Below are 25,224 nucleotides of genomic sequence, written 5' to 3'. Positions count from 1 at the left end.
GGGGAATCCCCCACTTTGCCGGGCTTTTACCGCGACAATTCCCGCCATGATCGAACTTGCCGACATCCGCGCCGCCGCGCAACGCCTGCAGGGGCAGGTCCTCGACACGCCTTGCGTGGAATCTCGCACGATTTCGCAGATCACCGGTGCGCAGGTGTTTCTGAAGTTCGAGAACCTGCAATTCACCGCCTCGTTCAAGGAGCGCGGCGCCTGCAACATGCTGGCACAGCTCAGCGACGAGGAAAAGCGCCGCGGCGTGATCGCCATGAGCGCGGGCAATCATGCCCAGGGCGTGGCCTACCATGCCCAGCGCCTGGGCCTGCGGGCGGTGATCGTGATGCCGCGCTTCACGCCGGGGGTGAAGGTGGAGCGCACGCGCAGCTTCGGGCCCGAAGTCGTGCTCTACGGCGATACCCTGGACGAGGCGCGCGGCCATGTGCTGCAGCTGGCTGAGCAGCAGCAGCTGACCTTCGTCCACCCTTACGACGACGAGGCCATCGTGGCCGGCCAGGGGACTATCGGCATCGAGATGCTGCAGGCCGTGCCGGAACTCGACACCCTGGTGGTGGCCGTGGGCGGCGGCGGCCTGATCGCCGGCATCGCGGTGGCGGCCAAGTCGCTCAAGCCCGGCATCGAGGTCGTCGGCGTCCAGGCGCTGCGCTTTCCCAACATGTTCAACGCCGTGAAGCATGCCTCGCTGCCCCAGGGCGGCAGCACTATCGCCGAGGGCATCGCGGTCGGCACACCCGGCAAGATCACCCAGGCCATCATCGAAAAGCACGTGGATGACATGCTGCTGGTGGACGAGGGCGATATCGAGCAGGCGATCGTCATGCTGCTGGAGATCGAAAAGACCCTGGTCGAGGGCGCCGGTGCTGCCGGGCTGGCGGCACTGCTGAAGCACCCCGACCGGTTCCGCGGCCGCAAGATCGGCCTGGTGCTGGGCGGCGGCAATATCGATCCGCTGCTGCTGGCGGCCATCATCGAACGCGGCATGGTTCGCGCCGGGCGGCTGGCGCGGGTGCGCGTGAGCGCGCGCGACGTGCCGGGCTCGCTGGCACGCATCACGGCCATCGTCAGCGAAGCGGGCGCCAACATCGACGAGGTCCACCACCAGCGTGCGTTCACCGTGCTGGCGGCGCAGAACGTGGAGATCGAGCTGGTGATCCAGACCCGCGGACGCGAGCATATCCAGGCGGTGCTGGCCGCCCTGCATGCCGGCGGCTTCCAGGCCCAGGAGCAGTGATGGACAAGGAAACACTTCTGTCGGCGCTGGCCGAGTACTTCGCGCCCTGGGTCCAGGCGCTGGGCCTGAAGGTGGAAGGTTTCGACGCCGACAGCGTCACCCTGCGCCTGCCGCAGAACGCCCAGCTGTCGCGCGTCGGCGGCATGCTTTGCGGCCAGGCCATGATGGCGGCAGCCGACACCGCCATGGTGCTGGCGCTCATCAACCAGTTCGGCCAGTTCAGGCCCTGCACCACCGTCCAGATGAACAGCAGCTTCCTCAAGCCCCTGTCGAACCAGGACGCGCTGGTCCAGGCCCGGGTGTTGCGCGCGGGCAAGGCGCTGGCCTTCGGCGAGATCGATATCCGCGGCGCCGACGACGGCAAGAGCGTGAGCCGCGCCAGCGTCACTTACGCCCTGCTGTAGGCGGCCTTGCTAAAATCGGCCCAGTACCAGAGGAAATCACCATGTCTACCCCCGAACCTCGCCACAGCCACGGCGAACACCACCCCGAGCCTCAGGACGGGGTTGAAGCCATCGTTCCGATGATGCCCCTCGTGCTGCCGGTCATGGGCGGCGTGCTGATGTTCCTGCTGGCCTTCATCGCCATCTACGTCGCCTGAAGCTCCCGCGCCGCAGCGTCCTTCTGCGGCATGATGTGGATCGCCTCCGGGGCGATCTGCAGCCGCAACCAGCGGCCCGGTCCGGCTTCGAGCGATCGCAGCTGGGCCGTTGACAGGTTCAGCGTCACGATTTCCTGCCCCAGGCCTTGCGGCCGCAGCGTGCACAGGCTGGTCTCGCCGAGCGCCAGCTGCTCGAACATTTCGCAGCGCAGCACGTTTTGCTGGGCTGGGCCGTCGGCCAGCAACTCCACATGGTCGCCGGCGATCACCCAGGTCACGGCCGCGCCGTCGGCGATCCTGTTCTTGTCGAGCACGCGCAGGCTCACCCCATCGGCCGGGCCCCAGTCCAGGCGGCCCCAACCGGGCTCCTGCTTGTGAAAGCGCCCGCGGAAATGGTTTTGTATTCCCACCAGCTCGGCCACCCGGGCGTTGCGCGGACTGGCAAAGACATGGGACGGCGTGCCGGTCTGCAGGGTTTCGCCGGCATCGAGGATCACCACCCGGTCGGCCAGCCGGCGCGCTTCCCCCAGGTCGTGGGTCACCAGCACCATGGGGGTGGACAAGCTCTCGCGCAACCCCGCCAGTTCGCGGTACAGCGCTTGCCGGGCCGGGGCGTCGACGGCGGAGAAGGGCTCGTCCAGCAGCAGCACCCGGGGTTGCCGTGCCAAGGCCCGGGCCAACGCCACACGCTGCTGCTGCCCGCCCGACAGCTCGGCGGGCCGGCGTTGCTCCAGCCCGGCCAAGCCCAGTCGTTCGAACAAGGAGTGGATCAGCTCGGAGGTCCCGCCCGCCGCGGCGATCCGCACGTTTTCGATGGCGCTCAGGTGGGGGAACAGGGCGTAGTGCTGGAACACCAGTCCCACCTGGCGCTGCTGGGGTGCCAGGTTCAGGCCACGTTCGCTGTCGAACCAGAGGTCCTCGCCAACGGAAATCGTCCCGTTCAAACTCTTGCTCTTCAGCAGGCCGGCGACCGCACGCAGCAGGCTGGTCTTGCCGCTGCCCGAAGGGCCGACCAGGGCCACCAGTTCGCCGGGCGCGCATTCAAAGCGCGCGTCCAACCTCATCGGCGTGGTGTTGTGCAGCGCGACGGCCAGGGTACCCACTAGCGTTCCTGCAAAGGCCGGCGGCGGTCGGCCGCGAACACCAGGGCCACCGCCGCCAACGAGCAGGCGACGAGGGACAGCGCCATCACATGCGCCGCGGCCAGATCGAAAGCCTGCACCCGGTCGTAGATGGCAATGCTCAGCGTCCGCGTTTCGCCGGCGATGCTGCCGCCGACCATCAGCACCACGCCGAATTCGCCCAGTGTATGGGCGGCTGTCAGCGCGACACCGCCCAACAGGCCGGGCCAGGCCAGTGGCAACTCGATCTTGAGGAAGGTGCGCCAGCCGCCCAGGCCGGAAACCCAGGCCGCTTCGCGCAGGGAGTTGGGGATGGCGGCAAAGGCTCGCTGGATCGGCTGGACCATGAAGGGCAGGTTCACCAGCAGGCTTGCGAACAGCAGGCCTTGGAAACTGAACACCAGCCGCAGGTCGAACTGCCGTGCCAGCCAGGCGCCCAGGGGCGAGCCCTGGCCGAACGCGATCAGCAAATAGAAACCGATCACCGTGGGCGGCAACAGCAAGGGGAGCATCAGCAAGGCCTCGGCCAGCGGCTTGCCGCGCCAAGAAGTGAGCGCCAGCCAGCGCGCCAAGGCAATGCCTGGCGGCAATAGCAGCACCGCCGTCAGCACGGCCAAGAGCAGCGATACGCGGGCAGCTTGCCAATCCATGAGCTGGATTGTGACTTCTCTTCTCTACTCGACGCCGAAGCCGTGCCGCCGCAAGATGGCCTTGGCGGGTGCGGACTGGAGATACTCATACAGCGCAGTTGCAGCCGGACCTGCCTGATTGAGCAACACCATGCGTTGCCGCAGCGGTGCGTGCAGACTGTCAGGCAGGGCGATGTGTCGGCCCAGGCCGGCCGACTCGTTGCCGATGAGCAGCGAAAGCGCCGTCAGCCCCGCTTGAGCCGAACCCGTCGCGACGAACTGGGTGGCCTGGGCAATGTTTTCCCCCAGGACCAGTTTGCTTTGGGCCGCTTCCCACAGGCCCACGCTCTGCAGGACCTCTCGCGCCGCCTTCCCATAGGGCGCCAACTCGGGATTGGCGATTGCGAATTTCCGTACGGAAGCCCAGCCGACCTTCAGCCCCTGCAATTGGGGATCGAGAGCAATTTCGGATTCTTTGGCTAACAGCAGCGCCAAACGCCCGTTGGCGTAGATCACGCCGCGATCGCGCGTGAGTCCCGCGTCCGCCAGCTTGAAGGCAAAGGCTTCATCGGCGGACAGGAACAGCTCTACCGGCAGGCCCTGCTGGATTTGGCGCACGAAGTTGCCCGACGATCCATAGGTGATGCTGAGGCGATGGCCGGTACTGCGCATCCAGGCCGGCGCTATCTCCTCCATGGCCCGCTGAACACTGGCGGCGACGGCCACCAGTGCCGGCCGCTGCTCCTGAGCGACCGCAGCGCCGGCGGCAAGCGCAGGCCAGCCGGTACCCAGAACCTTCAGCAGCGACCGTCGGCGCATTTTTTACCCCCAGCCCAGTTAAAGCTGAACTGCATAACCCTATGCAAGTTTTGCATTGTTTTCGCCCCCAATGGCGGCCAAGATGCGAACCGGTTTCATAAAATCGTCTTCCTAGCCGACCCGCGGATGTGAAATATCCCTCACGCACCCCCGCTGCCCATCAGGCGGCACCGCCCGTCGCCTCGGCCAAGCCCGATTTCAAAAGGCAGAGCTCTCGAGGCCCGAGCTCCTTTTTGAAACCAGGTTTAACTTTAGGAGCTTTGGATGAACTCTCCCGTGATGCAGGGGCTTAATTTGAACAGCCCTTCCTACGTGAAGAACGCGAAACTGATTGCCTGGGTGGCCGACATGGCCGCCCTGTGCAAGCCCGACAGCATCTACTGGTGCGACGGCAGCGAGGACGAATACAACCGGCTGTGCCAGCAACTGGTTGACGCGGGCACCTTCAAGAAGCTCGACCCCATCAAGCGGCCCAACTCCTTCCTGGCCTGCTCCGACCCGACCGACGTGGCCCGCGTGGAAGACCGCACCTACATCTGCTCGCAGAAAAAGGAAGACGCGGGCCCCACCAACAACTGGATGGCCCCGGCCGAAATGCGCGCCACCCTGCAGCCCCTGTTCGACGGCTGCATGCGCGGGCGCACCATGTACGTGGTGCCCTTCTCCATGGGCCCGCTCGGCTCGCCGATCGCGCACATCGGCATCGAACTGTCCGACAGCCCCTATGTGGCCGTGAACATGCGCATCATGACGCGCATGGGCCGTGCCGTGTACGACGTGCTGGGCGTCAACGGCGAGTTCGTGCCCTGCGTGCACACCGTCGGCGCGCCGCTGGTCAAGGGCCAGCAGGACGTGAAGTGGCCCTGCAACAAGACCAAGTACATCGTCCACTACCCGGAAACCCGCGAGATCTGGTCCTATGGTTCCGGCTACGGTGGCAACGCGCTGCTGGGCAAGAAGTGCTTCGCGCTGCGCATCGCTTCGACGATGGGCCGCGACGAAGGCTGGCTGGCCGAGCACATGCTGATCCTGGGCGTGACCAATCCTGAAGGCCGCAAATACCATGTCGCGGCGGCCTTCCCCTCGGCCTGCGGCAAGACCAACTTCGCCATGCTGATCCCGCCCAAGGGCTTCGAGGGCTGGAAGGTCACCACCATCGGTGACGACATCGCCTGGATCAAGCCCGCCGCGGACGGCAAGCTGTATGCGATCAACCCGGAAGCGGGTTACTTCGGCGTGGCGCCCGGCACCAACACCGACACCAATCCCAACTGCATGGCCAGCCTGGACAAGAATGTCATCTTCACCAACGTCGCGCTGACCGACGACGGCGACGTGTGGTGGGAGGGCATGGGCCCGGCGCCCGCGCACGCCATCGACTGGCAAGGCAACGACTGGACGCCCGAGATCGCCAAGCAGACCGGCGCCAAGGCCGCCCACCCCAACGCCCGCTTCACCGTGTCCGCCGTGAACAACCCGGCGCTCGACTCGGCCTGGGACGATCCCAAGGGCGTGGCGATCGACGCCTTCATCTTCGGTGGCCGCCGTTCGACCACGGTGCCACTGGTGACCGAGGCGCGCAACTGGGTGGAAGGCGTGTACATGGCCGCCACCATGGGCTCGGAGACGACAGCCGCCGCGGCCGGCCAGATGGGCGTGGTGCGCCGCGATCCCTTCGCCATGCTGCCGTTCACCGGCTACAACATGTCCGACTACTTCCAGCACTGGCTGGACCTGGGCAAGAAGCTGTCGGCCTCGGGCGCCCAGCTGCCGCGCATCTACACCACCAACTGGTTCCGCAAGGGCGACGACGGCAAGTTCGTCTGGCCCGGCTACGGCGAGAACATGCGCGTGCTCAAGTGGATGATCGACCGCATCGAAGGCAAGGCGCAGGGCCAGGAACATGTGTTCGGCGTGAGCCCGGCCTACGAGGAACTGAACTGGACCGGCCTCGACTTCAGCGCCGAGCAGTTCAAGACTGTCACCAGCATCGACAAGGCGGCCTGGCAGAAAGAGCTGCAGCTGCACACCGAGCTGTTCCAGCAGCTCGAATACCACCTGCCGCGCGAGCTGGGCGAGACCAAGGCGGAGATCGAGAAGCGGCTGGCGGCCTGATCCTTTCCCCGGCCAAAAAAAAGCCACCGGAGACGGTGGCTTTTTTGTTGAGTCGCGGCGAGGTCAATCGCGCCAGGGCCTGAGCTTGTAGGCGATCGGCGCCGCCGGCTTGCGGGGCTGGCCCGCCAGCAGCCGCTGCTGCGCGCGCTGGCGCGCCACCCGATACGACCAGGCGTCCAGCGCCTGGTGCAGTTGCGCCGGGATCAGGCGCAGCACCTGGGTCAGCCAGTTTCTCTGGGCAAGGGCGGCCATGGCGTGCCCCTTTCAGTAGTAGGACCTGACGTCGCGTGCTGCGTCGGCGCTCATGGCGCGGCTGATGTCGGCCATCACGCGGGCGTCGGTCAGCGCCACGTTCCAGAGCTTCTCGTCCTGGGCGGCCTGGTGGCGGGCGGCACGCCAAGCCTTCAGGCCAGTGCGCAGGCGGGCCGCCGTACGCTTGGCCGGCGTGGCCAACAGGGCCAAGGCGGCGAAAGCGACGGTCCACATCAGGATCCAGGCTGCCAGGAGGTGGCCTTCGGTCCAGGTGTCGATGACCTGGTTGGCAACGACCAGGACGGCCGATACGATAGCCGCGAGCAGCAGGCTGGCGACGGCCCGGGTGCCGTCGAGGCGGCTGGCCAATTGTTTGACGCTTTCGGCCACGCGCTCGGCGCGCACGATGCCGGGATGTTGGGTGGGATAGTCCACATGTGCAAAGCTGGTCATAGTTTCTTCCCCTTCTGAGTACGCCTGCAGCGAAATTGCCGCCTGCGTGAAGGCAATACTAGGGTTTTTACTGATATTTTGCCAATTTAGATTGGTGATGGCTATCATTCACCATGGTTATGAAAGCCCCCAACTTCAGGACGCTGGACCTGAACCTGCTGCGCGTCTTCGACGAGGTCATGACCGAGCGAAACCTCACGCGCGCCGCCCGCACCCTGGCCATGACGCAGCCGGCGGTGAGCAACGCGCTGAACCGCCTGCGCGAAGCGGTGGGCGACAAGCTGGTGGTGCGAAGCGGCTATGGCATCGAGCCCACGCCGCGCGCCTTGTCCCTGTGGCCCGCCATCTCCGACGCGCTGCGGCAGATGGAATCGTCGATCACCCCCGGCGACTTCGTCGCTTCCGAGGCCGTGAATACCTTCGTGCTAGCGATGGCCGACGCCACGGCCGCCGAGCTGATGCCCAACCTGGTGGAGATCATCGAGCGCGATGCGCCCGGAGTGTCGATGCGCGTGCTCCCGCTGACCACGCGCGACCCGCGCCCCCTGCTCGACGAGGGTCAGGTCGACCTGGCCGTGGGCTTCTTTCCGGCGGTGCTGGCGGATCTGACGGCGCAGGCCCAGCAAGGCGGCCTGGCGCCATTCGATCACCAGCGCTTGTACGCCGGCGAATATGTCTGCGTGATGCGCGAGGGCCATCCGCTGGCGCGCGGGCCGCTGACGATCAAGCGCTACTGCGATGCACGCCACCTGCTAGTGACCTTCTCCGGGCGCCCCTTCGGCTTCATCGATGAGGCCCTGGCTTCGCTGGGGCGCAAGCGCCGCATCGTGCTCACGGTGAACCAGTTCTTCACCGCGGGACGGGTCGTTGCCAGCTCGAACCTGCTCACCGTGCTGCCGCGCCACTTCGTCAAGGTCACGGGCATGGCGCACGAGCTGGTGCTGCGCGACCTGCCGTTCGAGGTTCCGCCGGTGCACGTCGATTCGCTCTGGCACCGGCGCCAGGGCCAGCGCAGCGACCATGCCTGGCTGCGGCTGGCCGTGGGAGCGGCGGCGCAGAAGGCTTTCAGCGGGGCGCGCAGCGATCGCTAGGGCTTGGTTTTGAAGGTGCGGGGAAAGACGGCGAACTGCTGCCGGTCGATGACCCCATAGCCCATGGCGGTTCGTCCGAACGGCCCGTCGACCATGCCTGCTTCCTGCAGAAAACCGGCGTCCAGCATCCGCTTCCTGAAGGCGCTTTTATCCAACGGGCGCCCGAGCACGACTTCGTAGACATGCTGCAATTGCGGCAAGGTAAAGGGCTCCGACAGAAGGAACGCCGGCAATGAGGTGTACTCGACTTTGCCGCGCAGCCTTTCCAGGGCAGCGGCCAGAATCTGCGAATGGTCGAACGCAAGCCGCTTGCGGGCGGCTTCGTCGACCTGTATCCACTGCGCGTCGGCAGCCCCGGTGTCGGCGCCCGCACGCTGGGGCGCATCGATCAACGCAAAGTAGGCGTGGGTAGCGGACCAGCCGCGTGGGTCCCGCTCGGCATCGCCCCAGCTACCCAGCTGTTCCAGATACGGCGTCCTCACACCGGTCTTCTCCCGCAGCTTGCGGACGGCGCAGTCCTGCAGCGAACGGTCCTTGGCGACATCGACGAATCCGCCCGGCAGCGCCCAGCGCCCAGGGAAAGGATCGCCGGGCTCATCGGGTCGCCGCACCAGAAGGATCTTCAACGCCTCGTCGAGCAAGGCGAAGATCAGTACATCCACGGTCACCAGGGGGCGTTTGAAGTCTGTTGTCATGGCTTGACTTTATCCTTCCAGGTTGTACTATACAACTCATATAAGTTGCACAGTACAACTCAGAAAGGAGGAAGACCATGTTCGGCATCCAGTTCATCAAGACCCAGCCCACCATCCATCTGATGCAGTTCCGCAGGGGCCGTGTCGTACGCGAGGGCGCCGGGCTTTCGTTCTTCTACTACGCCCCGAGCAGCAGCTTGGTGGCCGTGCCGATCGCCAGCCAGACAAGCGATTTCATGCTGGAGCTGGTCACCAGCGACTTCCAGAGCGTGACGGTACAGGGTGAGATCAGCTACCGTGTGCAGGACCCGCGACGCACCGCCGCGTTGATGGACTTTTCGCTCGCACCGAATGGCAAGGCGTACAGCTCCGAAGACCCGCAGCGGCTGGGCGACCGCGTGGCGATCCAGGCCAAGGTCGTCATCCAGCAGGCCGTGCAGGCACTGGACCTGAAGCAGGCGCTCAAGGCTTCGGCCACCATCGCCCGTGCCGCCCAGCAGCAACTGAGTTCCCAGGCCGAGATCGAGGCCCTGGGCCTGCAGGTCCTGGGTGTCTCCATCCTGGCGATCAAGCCCACGCCTGATATCGCACGGGCGCTGGAAGCGGAAGCCCGGGAGTCGAATCTCAAGGCAGCGGACGACGCCGTGTACCTGCGGCGCATGGCCTCGGTGCAGAACGAGCGCTCGATCCGCCAGAACGAGCTGGACACCGAGATCGCCGTCGAACAGAAGAAGCGCCAGATCCAGGAAACCCAGATGGAGGCCAAGGCAGCGGCCATGCGGCGGCAGAACGAATTGCGTGGCGAGCAGATGGGATCGGACATCGAACTCGAGCAGCGGCGCAAAGACCTCGTCGAGGGGCAGGCCGACAACACGCGCAAGCTGGCGGAAGCCGAAGCCCACAAGGTCAGCACGCTCATGCAGGCTCTCGAAAAGGCCGATCCGCGGGTGGTGCAGGCACTGGCCTCGGCCGGGATGCAGCCGGCACAACTGATTGCCCAGGCGTTCGGCGGCATCGCCGAGAAAGCCGAGCGTATTGGCCAGCTGAACATGTCGCCCGAGCTGTTGAATTCGCTGATGGCGACGGCAACGGTTCCAGCGATGCCGTCGTCGCGCAAGGGGGCAGCGTGAGCAGCGGCGCAGGCGCGGGCCGTCTTTCCGGCGGAGTGGGGCGCAAGGTGGTGCTGGTCACCCGGCGCACCCGCCTGGAAGAACTCGTCGTACGGCACAACACGCTGAGCCAGGCGAAGTTCTACGTGGAACACCTGGGCGCGGACTTCGGCGACTACCTGGCGGAGAACGAGGCCTACGCCCGAAGCCTGCGCATCGCGGTGGAGGCACTGGAAGCCTGGGGCCGCTACCAGATCCTGGACCGGCAGATGCTGCCCAATTTCGTGTTCGGTCCTTCCGACATCGTGGTGGCCCTGGGCCAGGATGGCCTGGTCGCCAACACCATGAAGTACCTCGAAGGGCAGCCCCTGATCGGCGTCAATCCCGAGCCGAGCCGGTGGGACGGCATCTTGCTGCCGTTCGAGCCAGCTGAACTGGGGACCGTGCTCCATGACACAGCCACCGACAAGCGGCCCGTCAAGAATGTGACCATGGCCGAAGCCAGGATGTCGGATGGTCAGACCCTGCGGGCGGTGAACGACCTGTTCATCGGGCCACGCAGCCACACCTCGGCCCTCTATGAACTGAGCCACGGCGACAAGACGGAGTTCCAGTCTTCCTCGGGGTTGATCGTCTCCACCGGCCTGGGCTCGACGGCCTGGATGAAGAGCGTGGTCACCGGCTCCGCGGCTATCGCGCGGTCGCTCGGCTTGTTGGGCCAGGCGCTCGATTACCAGCCCCTGCCGTGGAACACGACCACGCTGGAATTCGCGGTGAGGGAGCCCTTCCCGAGCCGGGCTTCGCAGGCCAGCCTCGTCTACGGCCAGTTCGACAACCAGCGGCCGCTGCGCATCCGTTCGCGCATGCCGGACAACGGCGTGATTTTCTCCGACGGCATAGAAGCGGATTTCCTGCGCTTCACCGCCGGGATGGAGGCAGTCATATCGATCTCTCCTGTGGAGGGCCGGCTCATCACCTAGCCGCCTGCCCTTACTGGTCGCCCAGGCGAATGTTGTGGCGCTGCGCGATCGCTCGCCACACCCGCAGGTCTTCCGCCACCGTCTGCCCGAATTGGGCCGGCGTCTTCAACGGCATGTTGGCCAGATTGAGCTGTAGCAGGCGCTCGCGCACCTCGGGCGCAGCGATCGCAGCGTAGATCTCCCGGTGCAGCACGTCGACGATCGCCGCCGGCGTGCCCTTGGGAACGAACACGCCATACCAGGCGTCGGTGGTGAAGGGGATGCCCTGCTCCGCCAGCGTCGGCAGGTCGGGCGGTGCCGGCATGCGGCGCGACCCGGTCACCGCGATCGCCCTGATCCGACCGGCGCGAATCTGCGCCAGTGAGCTTGTCGCATCGACGAAGGCGATCTTGATCAGGCCGCCCTGCATGTCCTGGTAGATCTGCGACACGGTCTTGTACGGCACATGGCGCAGGTCGATGCCGGCCTCGGCCTTGACGACCTCCATCGCCAGCTGGCCGGTGGACCCGATGCCCCAGGTGGCGTAGTCGTACTTGCCGGGATTCGCCTTGGCCAGCGCCACCAGCTCCTTGATGCTGTGCACCGGCAGGTCGGGGTGCACGATCAGGTGGATGCCGCCTGAAGCGATCTGGGCCACCGGCACCAGATCGGTCAGCACGTCGAACGCCGGCTTGGGCTGTAGCGCCTGGTTGATGACCGTGAACGACGAGCTCGCGAACAGCACGGTGTAACCGTCGCCGGCGGAACGCGCCGCGTCCATCACGGCCAGCGCGCCATTGGCGCCCGGCTTGTTGTCCACGACGACCGGTTGCTTGAGCGCCAGCGCGAGCCGCTCGCCGAACACGCGCGCCAGGACATCCGGGCCGCTGCCGCCCGAGCTGGGCAGCACCAGGCGGATCGGTCGCGACGGCCAGGGGGCGGGCTGGGCACCGGCGCCCATGCCCGTGCCGGACAGCGCCGCGGCCAGGCCGCACAAGAGAGTGCGGCGGCGCACATCGATGGAGGTCTGCATCACTGGCTCCTTTTGTGAAAACGATTTTATAAATGAAAAGTTGGCCGAACTCCTGTCACCGTCGCGATAAGTCACGCTCGTGACAAGCCATTTTATAAAAACGTTTTTATAGTACGGTCACGTTTTTATCGAAGGAGACAACATGGCTCGACTTCCGCCCGTCGACATACAGACGCTGCCCGACGACCTGGCCCAGCTGATCAGGTCCAGGCCGCCGCTGAACCTCTACAAGGTGCTTCCGCACTCCATCCCCACGGCCAGGGGCTTCCTGGCGCTCGGCGTCGCCATCCTCAAGGAAAGCGCGCTGGACCCGCAACTGCGGGAGCTCGTGATCCTTCGGGTCGGCGCGCTCAGCGGCGCCTCCTACGAGGTCCACCAGCACAAGCGACATGCCGCATCGCTGGGCGTGGACGCGCAGCGCATCGGCGCCGCCGTGCTGGAGCGCGACGAAGGCTGCTTCAGCGAATTCGAGCTGGTCGTCATGCGATTCGTCGAGGCCGTGGTGTGGCAGGTCAAGGCGCCGCGCTGGCTCTACGACAAGGTGGCCGAGCGGCTCGGCCCGGCCGAGATCTGCGAACTGCTGCAGACCATCGGCTTTTACATGCTGGTGTCCCGCTTCCTCGAGAACCTGGAGATCGAGATCGAAACCCCCGCGGATGCGCCGCGAAATGCATAAGGAGCCACCCATGATCTCATCCGACCCCAAGGTGCAACTTTTCGGTTCGGCCATTGGCACTGATCCCGGACGCGGGCGCCTGGCGGGCCACACGGTCCTGGTGCTGGGCGCCGGGCAGCGCGATACGCCCGCGGGCGACCCCGTCGTCGGAAACGGACGCGCCATGTGCCTGCTGTTCGGCCGCGAAGGCGCGTCAGTGGCCTGCGCCGACAAGGACGCCGCCTCGGCGGAGGAAACCGCGCGCCTGGTGCGGGCCGAAGGCGGCCACGCGGTCGCCATCACCGCGGACGCCGGCGATCCCGATTTCGCGCGCGCGCTGTTCGCCGAAGCCGCGGAGCAGCTGGGCACCTTGACGGCCGCCGTGGCCAACGTCGGCATCTCCAATGGCAGATCGCTGCGCAACGAGAGCGCCGCCACCTGGAACGAAGTCATGGACGTGAATGTCCGGGCCCATATGCTGCTGGTGCAGCAGGGGCTGGCCGTGCTGGCGGACGGCGGCGCCATGCTGCTGATCTCCTCGCTGGCATCGGTGTCGCCGGCGGGGCGCAACCCGGCCTACGAAACCTCCAAGGCCGCCCTGGCGGCGCTGTGCCGCGCCGGCGCGCTGGAGGGCCAGGAACGCGGCATCCGCGTCAACACCATCGCGCCGGGCTTGCTCGACACCCCGATGGGTCGCGCCGCCAGCGCCCGATCGCCCGGACGGACCGCTCGGCCCCTGCCGTTCCGCAGACAGGGCACCGCCTGGGAGCTGGCCTACACCGCCCTCTTCCTCATCTGCCCCGAGTCGTCGTACGTGAACGCCCAGACCCTCTTCATGGATGGCGGTCTCGGCAGCGGCGTGGGCCTGGCGCCCAGGGAGCAATGAAATGACGCCTGGCTCCTTGCATCCGCGCCGGCGCCTGGTGCTGGCCCAGGCCGCCGCCCTGGGGGCGGGCTTGCTCGGCGGCAAGGCCTTCGCCCAGGAGGCGTACCCCTCCAAGCCGGTGCGGATCATCGTCGGCTTCGGGCCCGGCAGCGCGCCCGATCTGCTGGTTCGCCTGCTCGGGTTCGAGCTGGGAAAACGGATAGGCCAGCCCGTCGTCATCGATAACAAGCCCGGCGCCGCCGCCAACATCGCCGCCGATGCGGTTGCGAAGAGCCCGCCGGACGGGTACACGCTGTTCTACGGCACCAACACCACCCACGCGATCAATCCCTCGCTGTACCCCAAGCTGCCGTTCGACCACATCCGCGACTTCGAGCCCATCATCCTCACCGGCAAGGTGTGGAACGTGCTGCTGGTGAATCCAAACTCCACACTGGGCAATTTCCGCACCTTGGTGGCCATCGCCAAGACCCAGCCCGGCAAGCTGAGCATCGGGTCCAGCGGCAACGGCACCAGTCTTCACCTCACCGCCGAAATGCTCAAGCACAAGCTCGGCCTGGACATGGTGCATGTGCCGTACAAGACCAGCGAGGCCTCGATGATCGATGTGGCCGGCGGCCGTCTCGACATGGTGTTTGCCAACGTGCCGCCCGCCCTGCCCCATATCCAGTCCGGGCGCGTGCGCGCCATTGCGATCACATCGATGGAGCGCTCACCGCAGTTGCCGGCGGTGCCGACCCTGCACGAGTTGGGCCTCAAGGATTTCGAGGTGTCGGGCTGGGGCGGTTTCTTCGCGCCGAGCGGCATCGCCCGGCAGAAGATCGAGCTGTTGAATGGTCACCTCAAGGCGATCCTGCAAGACCCCGCCGTGGCCAACCGGCTGAGCGGCGCGGGCGTCACGCCCCAGACCAGCACGCCGAAAGAGTTCGGGGATTTCGTCAAGGCGGAAACGCTGCGTTGGCGCGAGGTCATCCGCGTCTCGGGTGCGAAGCTCGATTAGCGGCGAGTCTTCTTGACGACCGGCGGAGCCGCGCAGGAATTGCCGACCACGAGCTGGGTCGACAAGGTCACTTTGCGCCGCGGCTCGTCGATGCGCCGCAGCCGCTCCAGCAGCACTTCGGCGGCGGCGCGGCCATGGGCCTCGGCGTCGAAGCGCACTTGGGTCATCGGGGGCCACATCAACTCGGTGGCCTCGCTGCTGCCGATCGAGACGACGGAGATGTCGGCCGGCACCTTCAGCCCGGCCTCGTGGATGGCGCGCAAGGCGCCCGAGACGATCCTGCTGCTCATGCCGATCACGGCGGTGGGCGCCTCACCCATCTGCAGCAGGGCGCGCATGTCGTCGTAGGTGGTGTGGACCTGGTTGCTGATGCCGCGGATCAGCTTGCGGTCCACCGCCAGCTTGGCCGCCTTGTGGGCCTCCAGGTAACCGGCGATGCGCTCGCGCGCCGGCCTCATGCCCATGCCCGGCGTGAACAGCGCGATGCGCGTGTGTCCGAGCTCGGCGAGGTATTTCACGGCGCTCGCAACCCCGGCGCGGTGGTCGATGAGCACATAATCGGCGTCCAGGTCGAAGTCGCGATCCAGCACCACGACGGGCACCCGCGATTCACCCAGGACCTGCGACACCGGCGTGTCGCCATCGCCGACGGTGGCCACGATCATGCCGTCCATCCCGCGCGCTTCGAACAGCTTGATCAGCTCGTTTTCCCGCGCGGCGTCGTAATGGCTGCAGGCCAGCAGAAGCATGAAGCCATCCGCCGCCAATCGCGTTTCGATGGCGGAGACGCAGGCCGCGTAGAGCGGGTTGGTGATGTCGGTCACCAGGCAGCCGATCGTCCGGCTGGTGCCGCTGCGCAGGGACTGCGCCTTCGCGTCGGGCTGGTAGCCGAGCTTGCGGGCTGCGCTCGTGACGCGCGCCACCAGATCGGTGCTGGTGTAGCGGCCGCCGTTGAGGACGCGCGAGACGCTCCCAATGGAGACGCCGGCCTCGCGTGCCACGTCGTGGACCGAGATCTTCTTCGTGGGTTTGGCGGCGGTCTGCTTGTCGTTCATGGAGCTATCGGGTTGGGTGGCACGATTGGCCAAGCACCAGATCGAGCGGCAGCGTGACTTGCCGCGGCGGGCCGGAGTAGTTGTTGTTTATGCGATCAAGCATCAGGTTGGCGGCCGCAGCGGCTGCAGCCATGATGTTAAACCGCAGGCTGGTGAGCGGCGGGTCGGACAGCGCGAACGAATCTTCCGTGCCGATCCCGATCACCGACAGATCGTCGGGAATTCGGCAGCCGCACCGGCGGGCCGCCTTCAGCGCCCCCGACAGGATGCGCGTCCCCAGGGCAATGAGGGCCGTGGGCGGCTCGGGCGACCCCATCATCTCCTCCATTTCCGCCTCGCAGGAGTCGACGGCGGAGTGCAGCATGTGCACCAGGCCAGCGTCCTCCGCGATGCCGGCCGCAGCCAGGCCCTGCCGGTAGCCCAGGAGCTTGTCGCGACCGGGCCGGATCGACGGGCTGGGGCCCAGCATGGCGATGCGGCGGTGTCCCAGCGACGCCAGGTATTGAACCGCGCGGGCCACGCCGTCCTTGTGGTCCAACAGCACCCTGTCGCCGTCGCAGTCGTGATCGCGGTCGAAGAGCACGAGGGGCAGCGTGCAGTCCAGGAACGGCGAACGAGCGGCCGGCTCATCACGTGTGGCGGGCAGGGCAAATACGCCTTCGAGCCGGCGGTTCTCGAACAGGGCGAGCAGCTCGGCCTCCTTGGCGGGCTGCTGGTAGCTGCTGGTCACGAGCAGGTTGAAGCCGGCCACCTGCATGCGCATCTCCACCGCCGAGTACAGCGACGCCAGCAGCGGATTGCCCATGTTCGACACGATGAAGCCGACGGCGCGGCTGCGCCCGGTGCGCAGGTGCCTGGCGCTGAAGTCCGGCTGGTAGCCGGTCCGCTGCACGGCTTCATTCACCCGCGCCCGGACGTTCGCACTGGCATAGCCGGTGGCATTGAGCACGCGCGAAACGGTGGCGATCGACACGCCGGCGGCAGTGGCAACGTCCCTGACTGAAATCTTTGCGCTCATCGTTTACCCGAATGAAAACGTTCCATGCTTTGACATGGATCGGCGGCCTGCCTACTCTCACGTGTCAGCTAATAACGTTTTTATATTTTTCCAGATTCTAGGGCCGTCCGCGTCCCGCAACCAGAGGCACCCCATGAACAAGAGGCAATTTCTCGCTGCCTGCGCGGCCAGCGCCGCCGCCCCCGCAGCCTTCGCGCAAGCCTGGCCGTCCAAGCCCCTGCGGCTCATAGTGCCGTTTCCCGCCGGCGGCGCAGCCGACCTTTTCGCCCGCCTGATCGCCCAGGAGATGAGCCAGAGCCTCGGGCAAGCGGTGGTGGTGGACAACAAGGCCGGCGCCGGCGGGAACATAGGCGCACGCGAGGCGTCGCTGGCGCCTAACGACGGCTACACGCTGTTCCTCGGCACGGTGGGAACCAACGCCATCAACCCAACCTTGTACGGCAACCTGCCCTATGACCCGCGCAAGGCCTTCGTGCCGGTGGCGATGGTCAGTTCACTGCCCAACGTCCTGGTGGTGAACCCCGGCCTGCCGACCAAGAGCGTTGCCGAACTGACCACGCTCGCCAAGAGCAAGCCGGGTCGGCTCAACATGGGCTCTTCCGGCAATGGCAGCAGCATCCACCTGTCCGGAGAGCTGTACAAGCATCTCGCTGGTGTGCACATCGTCCACATTCCCTACCGCGGCGGGGCTTCCGCATTGACCGACCTCATCGGCGGACAGATCGACCTCATGTTCGACAACCTGCCGACTTCACTGCCGCACATCCGCAAGGGCCTGCTGCGTCCGCTGGCGGTGACGGGCAACCGGCGCTCGCCCCAGTTGCCGGAGGTGCCGACGATGATCGAGGCCGGAATACGGGGCTATGAATCCACGGCCTGGGCCGGCCTGTTCGTTCCGGCGGGGACGCCCGGCGGTGTCGTCAGCCGCCTCAACGCCGAGCTCATTCGGGCGGTTGGCACGGAGCGCATCAAGGCGCGCTACCGCGAGCTCGGCGCCGATGCCGCGCCGATGCGTGCCGAGGAGTTCAAGGCATTCGTCGAGGCGGAGTACGACAAGTGGGCCAAGGTCGTGAAGTTGGCGGGAGCGCGGGCCGAATGAAAGACACGCAGTTGGCAAGCAACCGGGAGAGCGCATGCGCCCGATAGATTTCCTGCTTCGAAGTGCCCAGGACGATCCCGGCAGGGTCGCCATCACCGGGCCCGGCGTGTCGCTGACCTACGGGCAGCTGGTGGCACAGAGTTCGGCCCTGGCCGCGGCGCTGCAGGCGTTCGCCCCCGATCCCAGGGCACGCATCTGCGTTTGCGGCGGCAACGACGCCAGCCATATCGTGGCGCTGATGGCGACGTTGATGGCGGGCCGCATCTGGGTGCCGTTGAACCCGCGCGCGGGCCGCGCGGAAATCCAGCGCATCGTCGAATTCACCGAGCCCGCGGTCATCGTGGTGGCGGCCGGGCTGGCTGCCAAGCTGCCGGACAGCGGCGCTCGCACGATCCGATGGTCGGACGAGGGTTCGACCGGCCCCTGCGAGCTCACGGAAGTCATCCGCCGGCATCCCGGCGCCGCGCCCCGGGAGCTGTTCCATCCGGCCGAGGAAACCCAGGCCATCAAGTTCACCGGCGGCACCACGGGCACGCCCAAGGGCGTGATGCAAAGCCTGCGCTCCTGGAACGCCTGCATCGTCTCGCTGATGCATGCCCTGAGGCTGACGCGGGACGACCGCTACCTGGCGGTCGCGCCCATCACCCATGGCACCTCGACCTTCCTGCTGCCCATGTTCGGATGCGGCGGCACGGTGGTGCTGCCCGGCGCCTCGCGTCCGCGCGACATCCTGGACACGCTGGAGCGCGAACGCGTGACGGCGGTGTTCATGCCGCCGACGCTGATCTACAGCCTGCTCGACGACGAGTCCGTCGGCCGCCGTGACTGGACCGCCCTGCGCCATCTGGTGTATTCCGCCGCGCCCATGCGACCGGAAAAAGTGGCGCAGGCGCAGCGGGTCTTCGGGCACATCGAAACGGCATACGGCCAGACCGAGGCGCCCGCCATCATCAGCTTCCTGCGCGCCGACGAGGCCGCCGATCCCGCGCGGATCAACTCGGTCGGGCGGGCGGGCTTGCTCACGCGCATCGCCATCCTCAACCCCTCCGGCGAACTGCTCGCCCCGGGGGAAGTCGGCGAGATCGCCGTGCGCGGCGATCTGGTCATGTCCGGCTACTGGCGCCAGCCGGAGAAGACCTCGGAAACCATGGCCGACGGCTGGCTGCGCACCGGCGACAGCGGCTACCTGGACGAGCAAGGCTACCTGTTCCTCAAGGACAGGGTGCGTGACGTCATCATCACCGGGGGCTTCAACGTCTATCCCGCGGACGTGGAGAACGTTCTCGGTCAGCATCCCGCGGTCTACGACTGCCTGGTTGTCGGCGTCGACGACGCGCATTGGGGCGAGGCAGTGCATGCCGCCGTGCAGTTGCGCGAAGGCGCCACCGTGCCGCAGGGCGAGCTCGTTGCCTGGGTCAAGGCGAAGCTGGACTCGGTGAAAGCGCCCAAGGCCGTCCATCTCTTCGACGAGTTGCCCCGCACCGCCAACGGGAAGTTGTCGCGGCGCGATGCCCGGCAGCAAATCGCCTCGCGACTTCAGCCCCAGGGAACGCCATGAACACCCCACGCAATCGGGTACTGGTCACCGGCGGTTCGGCCGGCATCGGCGCCAGCGTCTGCCGGCTGCTGGACGAAGCAGGCTGGCAAGTGCTCAACTTCGACATCCATTCACCGGTCGATGCGGCCCCCTGCGAATGGACAAGAGTCGACATGGCGGACCAGGACAGCCTGGCACGGGCGCTGCAGACCGCCATCGCGCAGGGCCCCTTGCTCGGCTTGGTCAATAACGTGGCCGCCATCCGGCCGGCAGCGCTGGAGGACACGCGCCTGGCCGACTTCGATTGGCAGGTGGGCGTAGGCGCCAGGTCCGCACTTCAATGCGCCCAGGCCCTGGTGCCGGCCATGCGCGCAGCGGGCCGCGGCCGCATCGTCAACGTGACGAGCCGGGCGGCGCTGGGCAAGGAATTGCGCTCCGGCTACTCGGCCGCCAAGGGCGCGCTGAACGCACTGACCCGGACCTGGGCGCTGGAACTCGGGGCCGCGGGCATCACGGTGAATGCCGTAGCGCCCGGGCCGATCAACACCGAAGCCTTCGCCGCCGCGAATCCCGCCGACAGCCCGCGCACGCGGCAGATCCTGGAAGGCATTCCGGTCAGGCGTCTGGGAACCCCCGACGACGTGGCACGAGCCGTCGCGTTCTTCATGGGCGAGAACAACGCATTCATCACCGGCCAGGTCCTGCATGTCTGCGGCGGCATCACAGTCGGACTCAGCCAGTAACGAAGGAATGGGCATGGCCGTCAAGACCGAAATCGGAACCACCACCGCCTCCGACATCACCGTGCGCGGGCGCAGCCTCTCCGGTGAGATCCTGGGCAAGTATGACTTCGTCGACATGATCTGCTGGCTGAGCTGGGGCCGGATGCCGACGCCGCAGCAGAAGAACATGCTCAACCTGTTGCTGGTGGCCGCGGCGGACCATGGGCTGACGCCCAGCGCCCTGAGCGCGAGGCTGACGTTCATGGGCGCGCCCGAATCGCTGCAGGGCGCGGTCGCGGCCGGGTTGCTCGGGGCCGGCAGCACCTTCCTGGGCACGGTGCAGAACGCCGCCGAGCTCCTGTCCCATGCCGCGGGCGAACTGGAATCGGATCCCAGCGAGCAAGCCCTTGAGCATGCAGCGGCACGCATCATCACGCGGCTGCGCGACGAAAAGAAATCGCTGCCCGGGTGGGGCCATCCCATTCATGTCAACGGCGATCCGCGCGTTCCGGTACTGATCGAAGTCTCCAGCGCCAACGGCTATTTGGGACGGCATTGGCGGCTGGCCCTGGCCATCGAGAGGCAGGTGAGCGAGTTGCGAGGCAGGAAGCTTCCGCTCAACGCCGCCGGCGCCTTCGGCGCCATCGTGGCCGACATGGGCCTGGACCCCATGTTCGGCAGGGGAATTGCGCTGGTGGCCCGGGCCGCGGGACTGGTCGCGCATGTGCTGGAGGAGCGGCGCAACCCCATCGGCCCGGACCTGTGGAACCTGGTTCTGAGCGAGGATCCGCTCAACGAGCTGCCGGCAGCCGTCGCCCGACGACAATAGCCCGGTGAAGATCCAGCTGCTGTCCGACCTCCATCTCGAAGTCCATCCCCACTACCAGCCCCAACCCGCGCCGGGCGCCGAGCTGTTGGTGCTGGCCGGCGACATCGGCTCCTACCAGGCCGGCAGCCTGCTGGCCGGCGACGATTTCGGGCTGGAACGCTTCTCGCCACAGCGGGGCTGGCCGGTGCCGGTGCTGTATGTGCCGGGCAACCACGAATACGACAGCCTGGATTTCGACGCGGCCCACGCGCGCCTGCGCGAGACCTGCGATCGCCTGGGCATCACCTGGCTGGAACGCGAGGTGCTGCGGCTGGGGCCGGTGCGCTTCATCGGCACGACGCTATGGGCCGACTTCGACGCGATGGTGAACGCCGACGATCTCGCCGCGTCCAGCCCGGCGCGCCTGCTCACGAAACGGGAAAAGGCATTCCGCGCCGCCAACTACTACCTGCGCAAGGCCGGCACCACGCGCCACGGCGAACCCATGCTGGCCGAAGGCTGGCGCGAACAGGCGCTGGTTTGCCAGCAATGGCTGCGGCAGGCACTGGCCGAGCCGTTCGATGGCACGACGGTGGTGGTCACGCACTTCGCGCCCAGCCTGCGCAGTTCCGATCCGCGTTACGGGCTCACGCCGGGCACGGCCGGGTTCTGCAATTCGCTCGACGAGTTGCTGCCCCTGGCGCAGCTGTGGCTGCATGGCCATCTGCATTGCCAGCAAGACTACCTGGCCGGCGGCTGCCGCGTCGTCGCCAATACCCTGGGCTACGCCGCCAAGGGCGAGCAGGAAGCGTTTCGCGAGCAGCTGCTGCTCGAGGTGCCGGTGCGCTGAGTCAGCCTGTTGGCCGATTGCGCGGCCGGGAACCTCATGCTAGGCTGAACCGACATCTTCCCTGGAGGCCGCATGAAGATTCTTCTCGCCGTCGACGGCAGCCTATACACCCGCAAGATGCTGGACTACGTGACCTCGAACCGCACCTTGTTCGACGCCAGCCATGAGTACACGCTACTGAACACACAACCTCCGCTGCCGCCGCATGCGCGGTCGGCCGTGGGCGCCAGCATGGCGCAGGAGTATCACCGCGAGGAGGCGGAGAAGGTGATCGAGCCCGCGCTGGCAACGCTCAAGGCCAGCAGCCTGCAGGCCACGTCGGCCTGGAAAGTCGGCTCGGCGGGGGAGACGATCGCCCGCTTCGCCGAAGACGGCAAGTTCGAAATGCTGATCATGGGTACGCACGGCCATGGTGCATTGACGCGCCTGGTCATGGGCTCGGTCACCACGCAGGTGCTCGCGCATTGCGGCGTGCCGGTGCTGCTGATTCGCTAGCGTTACCTTCCCCTACATCTGATCAATGGACTTTACAAGGCCGACGTAGTGCCGCCCGCGCCGACGTGGAACACTCTTCGCAGCAACGGAGGCGATCATGAAAAGCATCTGGACCCCTACCCTGGCATGGCTGGCCGCCGTGACCGCGGCGCTGGTGCTTGCCGTTGCCGCGCCCAACGAGTCCAACGTCATGGGGCGGCTGCCCGAGCTGACCGTGAAGCGGCTAGACCAGCAGCGCATCGTGCTGCCTCGCGGCCTGACGGCCGATCGCACGCTGGTGCTGGTGGCCTACTCCAAGTCCCAGCGCAATGAAATCGAAAGCTGGATTCGGGGGCTGCGGCTCGACCAGGACTCCAGCATCGCCTGGATCAAGATGCCGGTGCTCAACGATCCGGGGGACGAGGATGTGCGCAATGCCGTAGAGCGCAAGTTGCTGGCCCAGCATCCCGCGGACAGCGAACGGTCGCGGATCGTGCCGGTCTTCACCGACCGCCAGGCGTTCATCCGGGCCGCCGGCCTGTCGGGCCCCGAGCATGCTTCGGTTCTGGTGCTCAATCGCGACGGCAAGATCCTGGCGCGCGCCGAAGGCCGGTTCGACGAACAGAAGGCCCAGGCCCTGCGCGAAACCCTGCTGACGCGCGGCGACTAAGCGGGCGCGCTCGCCAGCGCGCCGTTGGCCGCTGCAGTCAGTGCGGCACTCAGCGAATCCAGCACTTCGGATTCGAGGTTCCAGCAATGCCAGTACAGCTGGATCGGCAGCGCATACGCAGGCGCAATGTTCACCAGCTGGCCCTGCTCCAGCAGCCCACGGGCCAACAGTTCGGGCACCACGCTCACGCCCCAGCCCGCGAGCACCGCGCGCACCTGGCCTTCGGAGCTGGGCACGAACAACTGGTTGAGCGAAACCCGCTTCAAGCCGAAGGCCTTGCCAACGAATTCGCTCTGCATGTCGTCCTTGCGGTTGAACGCGATGAACGGCGCTTCGCGGAAGTTGTGCGGACCCAGCCCCTTCGGAAAGTGCTGCCGGGCAAATTCCGCCTGGGCGATGGCGACGTAATTCATGGCGCCCAGCGGCACAACCTTGCAGCCGCGCAGTGCTTGCTTGAGCGTCGTCACGCAGCCCAGCACCTGGCCTTCGCGCAGCCACTCCTGCGTGAAGTCCTGGTCGTCGGCGATGATTTCCATTGGCAGGCCTTCACGGGCCAGTTCGTTGAGCGCCGGCAGCGCCCAGGTGGCGATGCTGTCGGCGTTGATCGCGATCGAAATCCGCTCATCGTCGCGCGCCCCGCCGGTGGAGCTCGGCGCCAGGTCCTTGAGGTCGCGCTCCAGGTCGGCGCGCAGCAGCCGCAGCTGCTTGGTGTGCTTGAGCAGCAAATGCCCGGCCGAGGTTGGCTTGAGCGGGCGGCTGCGCACGATGAGCACCGTTCCTACTTGAGCTTCGAGTGCGCGCAAGCGCTGGGACACGGCCGACTGCGTGATGGACAGGCGCTGCGCTGCACGCTCGAAGCCGCCCTCTTCCACGATGGCGGCCAGGCATTCCAGCGCGTCCGGATCGAAAGTACTCATGGGACCCTCATATAAGCAGATCTGATGTTTTCACTGAGAGTTTAATTTTTCTTTTAATCCGGCACAACTTGGCAGAGACTTGCCGTCATGAAAGTACTCGTCCTCGGCGCCGGCATCATCGGAACCAGCACCGCCTGGCATCTGCTGGAGCGCGGCCATGAAGTGACCGTGGTGGACCGGCAGCCGATGGCCGCCCGGGAAACCAGCTTCGCCAACGCAGCCCAGATTTCGGTGAGCTATTGCGAGCCCTGGGCCAACCGGCAGGCGCCCGCCAAGCTGCTCAAGTGGATGTTCCTCGACGACGCGCCCCTCTTGTTTCGCCCGCAACTGGACTGGCAGCAATGGCGCTGGGGCCTGCAGTTCCTGGCGCAGTGCAATGACGCCGCCTTCGAGCGCAACGTCAAGCAGCTGGTGGCGCTGGGCGCGTACAGCCATGCGGCGCTGAAGGATGTGGTGCGTGCTACCGGCATCGAGTACCAGCGGCTGGAGCGCGGCATCGCCCACTATTACACCGACCAGGCCTCCTTCGACGGCGCCGGCGAAGCAGCGCGGCTGATGCGGAAATACGGCGTCCAGCGCAAGGTGGTGAGCCGCGAGGAACTGCTGGCCATCGAGCCGGCGCTCAAGTCTTTCGCCCACCGCATCGTCGGCGGCACCTACACGGCCAGCGACGAAAGCGGCGACGCGCGCCTGTTCACCGAGCAGCTGGCCCAGCGCTGCGAATCGCGCGGCGTGCAGTTTCTCTACAACCACGACGTGGAGCGGCTGGTGAAAGCCGGCGGCGCCGTCGAGACGGTCTTCGTGCGCGAGCGCGGCAGCGAGAGCGCGCGCAAGCTCAAGGCCGACGCCGTGGTCGTGGCGTGCGGCTCCTATAGCGCGCCTCTGTTGCGCACCGTGGGCGTGGACCTGCCGATCTACCCGGGCAAGGGCTACAGCGCCACCTTCAAGCTGAAGAAACCGGAACTCGCGCCTTACGTCAGCGCCATCGACGACGAAGTCAAATGCGCCATGAGCCGGCTGGGCGACGATTTGCGCGTGGCCGGAACCATCCAGCTCTCGGGCTACGACCTGTCGCTGGATTCGCCGCTGGCCCGGGCGCGCTGCCGCATGCTGGCCAAGCGCGTCGAAGAAGTGCTACCCGGCGTGTGCGATACGCGCAGCGAGGAAGAAGGCGGCAACCCGCGTTTCTGGACCGGCCTGCGCCCCGCGACGCCCACCAACATCCCCTACATCGGCCGCACGAAAGTCGGGCGGCTATGGGTGAACGCCGGCCATGGCACGCTGGGCTGGACCCACGGCGCCGGCTCCGGCAAGGCGCTGGCCGAACTCATCGACGGCCGGCAGCCGGAGATGGACTTCGGTTTCTACGGCGTAGAGGCGCAGCAGCACCGCTTCTCGGCGGCCTGACCT

The 25,224-nt window shown here is 66.7% G+C and carries 28 protein-coding genes; 18 read left to right on the top strand and 10 right to left on the bottom strand.

Annotation, left to right across the window (positions count from 1 at the left end; genetic code table 11):
- Positions 1-46: 46 nt before the first annotated feature.
- The 3 genes from HNE04_RS06605 to HNE04_RS06595 are packed head-to-tail and all read left to right on the top strand — an operon-like array spanning position 47 to position 1,847.
- A complete protein-coding gene (locus HNE04_RS06605) occupies positions 47-1,246 on the top strand; it encodes a threonine ammonia-lyase (RefSeq protein ID WP_172217718.1) in 1,200 nt (399 codons plus the stop codon).
- Positions 1,246-1,650: a PaaI family thioesterase gene (locus HNE04_RS06600; RefSeq protein WP_172217717.1), complete on the top strand. Its 405-nt coding sequence runs from the start codon at positions 1,246-1,248 to the stop codon at positions 1,648-1,650. Before HNE04_RS06605 ends, HNE04_RS06600 begins: the two co-directional genes overlap by 1 nt.
- A 41-nt stretch (positions 1,651-1,691) precedes the next feature.
- Complete coding sequence (locus HNE04_RS06595) at positions 1,692-1,847, top strand: hypothetical protein (protein WP_172217716.1); 156 nt, start codon at positions 1,692-1,694, stop codon at positions 1,845-1,847.
- On the opposite strand, the gene HNE04_RS06590 is transcribed toward HNE04_RS06595, so the two are convergent.
- Genes HNE04_RS06590 through modA form a run of 3 tightly spaced genes read right to left on the bottom strand, consistent with a single transcriptional unit; the run spans position 1,835 to position 4,323 of the window.
- Positions 1,835-2,950 (bottom strand): ABC transporter ATP-binding protein, encoded by a 1,116-nt coding sequence (locus tag HNE04_RS06590; protein WP_328700272.1) that lies wholly within the window; start codon positions 2,948-2,950, stop codon positions 1,835-1,837. The two genes, HNE04_RS06595 and HNE04_RS06590, sit on opposite strands and share 13 nt — an antisense overlap.
- The gene (modB, locus tag HNE04_RS06585) at positions 2,950-3,618 is read right to left on the bottom strand and encodes a molybdate ABC transporter permease subunit (protein WP_172217715.1); all 669 of its coding nucleotides are present in this window, start codon (positions 3,616-3,618) and stop codon (positions 2,950-2,952) included. The genes HNE04_RS06590 and modB overlap by 1 nt, the downstream gene beginning before the upstream one ends.
- A gap of 24 nt (positions 3,619-3,642) precedes the next feature.
- Complete coding sequence (gene modA, locus HNE04_RS06580; RefSeq protein ID WP_328700271.1) at positions 3,643-4,323, bottom strand: molybdate ABC transporter substrate-binding protein; 681 nt, start codon at positions 4,321-4,323, stop codon at positions 3,643-3,645.
- Between the two features lie 357 nt (positions 4,324-4,680).
- Here modA and HNE04_RS06575 point away from each other — a divergent pair, with 357 nt between their 5' ends.
- Positions 4,681-6,531 (top strand): phosphoenolpyruvate carboxykinase (GTP), encoded by a 1,851-nt coding sequence (locus HNE04_RS06575; RefSeq protein ID WP_172217713.1) that lies wholly within the window; start codon positions 4,681-4,683, stop codon positions 6,529-6,531.
- A gap of 63 nt (positions 6,532-6,594) precedes the next feature.
- On the opposite strand, the gene HNE04_RS06570 is transcribed toward HNE04_RS06575, so the two are convergent.
- Both HNE04_RS06570 and HNE04_RS06565 read right to left on the bottom strand, forming a co-directional pair.
- Positions 6,595-6,783 (bottom strand): hypothetical protein, encoded by a 189-nt coding sequence (locus HNE04_RS06570; RefSeq protein ID WP_172217712.1) that lies wholly within the window; start codon positions 6,781-6,783, stop codon positions 6,595-6,597.
- A gap of 12 nt (positions 6,784-6,795) precedes the next feature.
- Complete coding sequence (locus HNE04_RS06565) at positions 6,796-7,236, bottom strand: hypothetical protein (RefSeq protein ID WP_172217711.1); 441 nt, start codon at positions 7,234-7,236, stop codon at positions 6,796-6,798.
- Positions 7,237-7,355: 119 nt separating this feature from the next.
- Here HNE04_RS06565 and HNE04_RS06560 point away from each other — a divergent pair, with 119 nt between their 5' ends.
- A complete protein-coding gene (locus HNE04_RS06560) occupies positions 7,356-8,327 on the top strand; it encodes a LysR family transcriptional regulator (protein WP_172217710.1) in 972 nt (323 codons plus the stop codon).
- Here HNE04_RS06560 and HNE04_RS06555 read toward each other — a convergent pair.
- Complete coding sequence (locus HNE04_RS06555) at positions 8,324-9,022, bottom strand: NUDIX hydrolase (protein WP_172217709.1); 699 nt, start codon at positions 9,020-9,022, stop codon at positions 8,324-8,326. The genes HNE04_RS06560 and HNE04_RS06555 overlap by 4 nt on opposite strands.
- 77 nt (positions 9,023-9,099) lie before the next feature.
- Between HNE04_RS06555 and HNE04_RS06550 the strand changes: the two genes are divergently transcribed.
- Both HNE04_RS06550 and HNE04_RS06545 read left to right on the top strand, forming a co-directional pair.
- Positions 9,100-10,152: an SPFH domain-containing protein gene (locus HNE04_RS06550; RefSeq protein WP_172217708.1), complete on the top strand. Its 1,053-nt coding sequence runs from the start codon at positions 9,100-9,102 to the stop codon at positions 10,150-10,152.
- Complete coding sequence (locus HNE04_RS06545; protein ID WP_328700270.1) at positions 10,149-11,111, top strand: diacylglycerol kinase catalytic domain-containing protein; 963 nt, start codon at positions 10,149-10,151, stop codon at positions 11,109-11,111. The genes HNE04_RS06550 and HNE04_RS06545 overlap by 4 nt, the downstream gene beginning before the upstream one ends.
- 10 nt (positions 11,112-11,121) lie before the next feature.
- On the opposite strand, the gene HNE04_RS06540 is transcribed toward HNE04_RS06545, so the two are convergent.
- The gene (locus HNE04_RS06540; protein ID WP_172217707.1) at positions 11,122-12,123 is read right to left on the bottom strand and encodes a Bug family tripartite tricarboxylate transporter substrate binding protein; all 1,002 of its coding nucleotides are present in this window, start codon (positions 12,121-12,123) and stop codon (positions 11,122-11,124) included.
- 142 nt (positions 12,124-12,265) lie between these two features.
- On the opposite strand from HNE04_RS06540, the gene HNE04_RS06535 reads away from it, so the two are divergent.
- Genes HNE04_RS06535 through HNE04_RS06525 form a run of 3 tightly spaced genes read left to right on the top strand, consistent with a single transcriptional unit; the run spans position 12,266 to position 14,664 of the window.
- Entirely contained in the window at positions 12,266-12,799 is a 534-nt protein-coding gene (locus tag HNE04_RS06535; RefSeq protein WP_172217706.1) for a carboxymuconolactone decarboxylase family protein, read from the top strand.
- Between the two features lie 10 nt (positions 12,800-12,809).
- On the top strand, positions 12,810-13,664 hold the full coding sequence (locus HNE04_RS06530) for an SDR family NAD(P)-dependent oxidoreductase (RefSeq protein ID WP_172217705.1): 855 nt from the start codon (positions 12,810-12,812) through the stop codon (positions 13,662-13,664).
- Position 13,665: 1 nt separating this feature from the next.
- Positions 13,666-14,664, top strand: coding sequence for a Bug family tripartite tricarboxylate transporter substrate binding protein (locus HNE04_RS06525; protein ID WP_172217704.1), 999 nt, complete (start codon positions 13,666-13,668; stop codon positions 14,662-14,664).
- Here HNE04_RS06525 and HNE04_RS06520 read toward each other — a convergent pair.
- On the bottom strand, positions 14,661-15,719 hold the full coding sequence (locus HNE04_RS06520) for a LacI family DNA-binding transcriptional regulator (RefSeq protein ID WP_172217703.1): 1,059 nt from the start codon (positions 15,717-15,719) through the stop codon (positions 14,661-14,663). The genes HNE04_RS06525 and HNE04_RS06520 overlap by 4 nt on opposite strands.
- 4 nt (positions 15,720-15,723) lie before the next feature.
- Positions 15,724-16,737, bottom strand: coding sequence for a LacI family DNA-binding transcriptional regulator (locus tag HNE04_RS06515; protein ID WP_172217702.1), 1,014 nt, complete (start codon positions 16,735-16,737; stop codon positions 15,724-15,726).
- 133 nt (positions 16,738-16,870) lie between these two features.
- On the opposite strand from HNE04_RS06515, the gene HNE04_RS06510 reads away from it, so the two are divergent.
- The 7 genes from HNE04_RS06510 to HNE04_RS06480 all read left to right on the top strand — a co-directional run bounded on the left by HNE04_RS06510 (position 16,871) and on the right by HNE04_RS06480 (position 22,897).
- The gene (locus tag HNE04_RS06510) at positions 16,871-17,836 is read left to right on the top strand and encodes a tripartite tricarboxylate transporter substrate binding protein (protein WP_172217701.1); all 966 of its coding nucleotides are present in this window, start codon (positions 16,871-16,873) and stop codon (positions 17,834-17,836) included.
- Positions 17,837-17,870: 34 nt separating this feature from the next.
- The gene (locus HNE04_RS06505) at positions 17,871-19,394 is read left to right on the top strand and encodes a class I adenylate-forming enzyme family protein (protein WP_172217700.1); all 1,524 of its coding nucleotides are present in this window, start codon (positions 17,871-17,873) and stop codon (positions 19,392-19,394) included.
- A complete protein-coding gene (locus tag HNE04_RS06500; RefSeq protein ID WP_172217699.1) occupies positions 19,391-20,116 on the top strand; it encodes an SDR family oxidoreductase in 726 nt (241 codons plus the stop codon). The genes HNE04_RS06505 and HNE04_RS06500 overlap by 4 nt, the downstream gene beginning before the upstream one ends.
- 13 nt (positions 20,117-20,129) lie before the next feature.
- The gene (locus HNE04_RS06495; protein ID WP_172217698.1) at positions 20,130-20,924 is read left to right on the top strand and encodes a citryl-CoA lyase; all 795 of its coding nucleotides are present in this window, start codon (positions 20,130-20,132) and stop codon (positions 20,922-20,924) included.
- A 4-nt stretch (positions 20,925-20,928) separates the two neighbouring features.
- Entirely contained in the window at positions 20,929-21,753 is an 825-nt protein-coding gene (locus HNE04_RS06490) for a metallophosphoesterase (protein WP_172217697.1), read from the top strand.
- Between the two features lie 72 nt (positions 21,754-21,825).
- A complete protein-coding gene (locus HNE04_RS06485) occupies positions 21,826-22,248 on the top strand; it encodes a universal stress protein (RefSeq protein ID WP_172217696.1) in 423 nt (140 codons plus the stop codon).
- Positions 22,249-22,345: 97 nt separating this feature from the next.
- Positions 22,346-22,897 carry a hypothetical protein gene (locus tag HNE04_RS06480; RefSeq protein WP_172217695.1) on the top strand — a complete coding sequence of 184 codons (552 nt, stop codon included), beginning with the start codon at positions 22,346-22,348 and terminating at the stop codon, positions 22,895-22,897.
- Here the strand turns inward: HNE04_RS06480 and HNE04_RS06475 are convergent.
- Positions 22,894-23,814, bottom strand: coding sequence for a LysR family transcriptional regulator ArgP (locus HNE04_RS06475; RefSeq protein ID WP_172217694.1), 921 nt, complete (start codon positions 23,812-23,814; stop codon positions 22,894-22,896). The genes HNE04_RS06480 and HNE04_RS06475 overlap by 4 nt on opposite strands.
- Positions 23,815-23,901: 87 nt before the next feature.
- Between HNE04_RS06475 and HNE04_RS06470 the strand changes: the two genes are divergently transcribed.
- Entirely contained in the window at positions 23,902-25,221 is a 1,320-nt protein-coding gene (locus tag HNE04_RS06470) for a D-amino acid dehydrogenase (protein WP_172217693.1), read from the top strand.
- Positions 25,222-25,224: the final 3 nt, after the last annotated feature.

It is taken from the genome of Caenimonas soli (genome assembly GCF_013155545.1).
GTDB lineage: Bacteria > Pseudomonadota > Gammaproteobacteria > Burkholderiales > Burkholderiaceae_C > Ramlibacter > Ramlibacter soli.
This window is presented reverse-complemented; position numbering and strand designations above follow the sequence as displayed.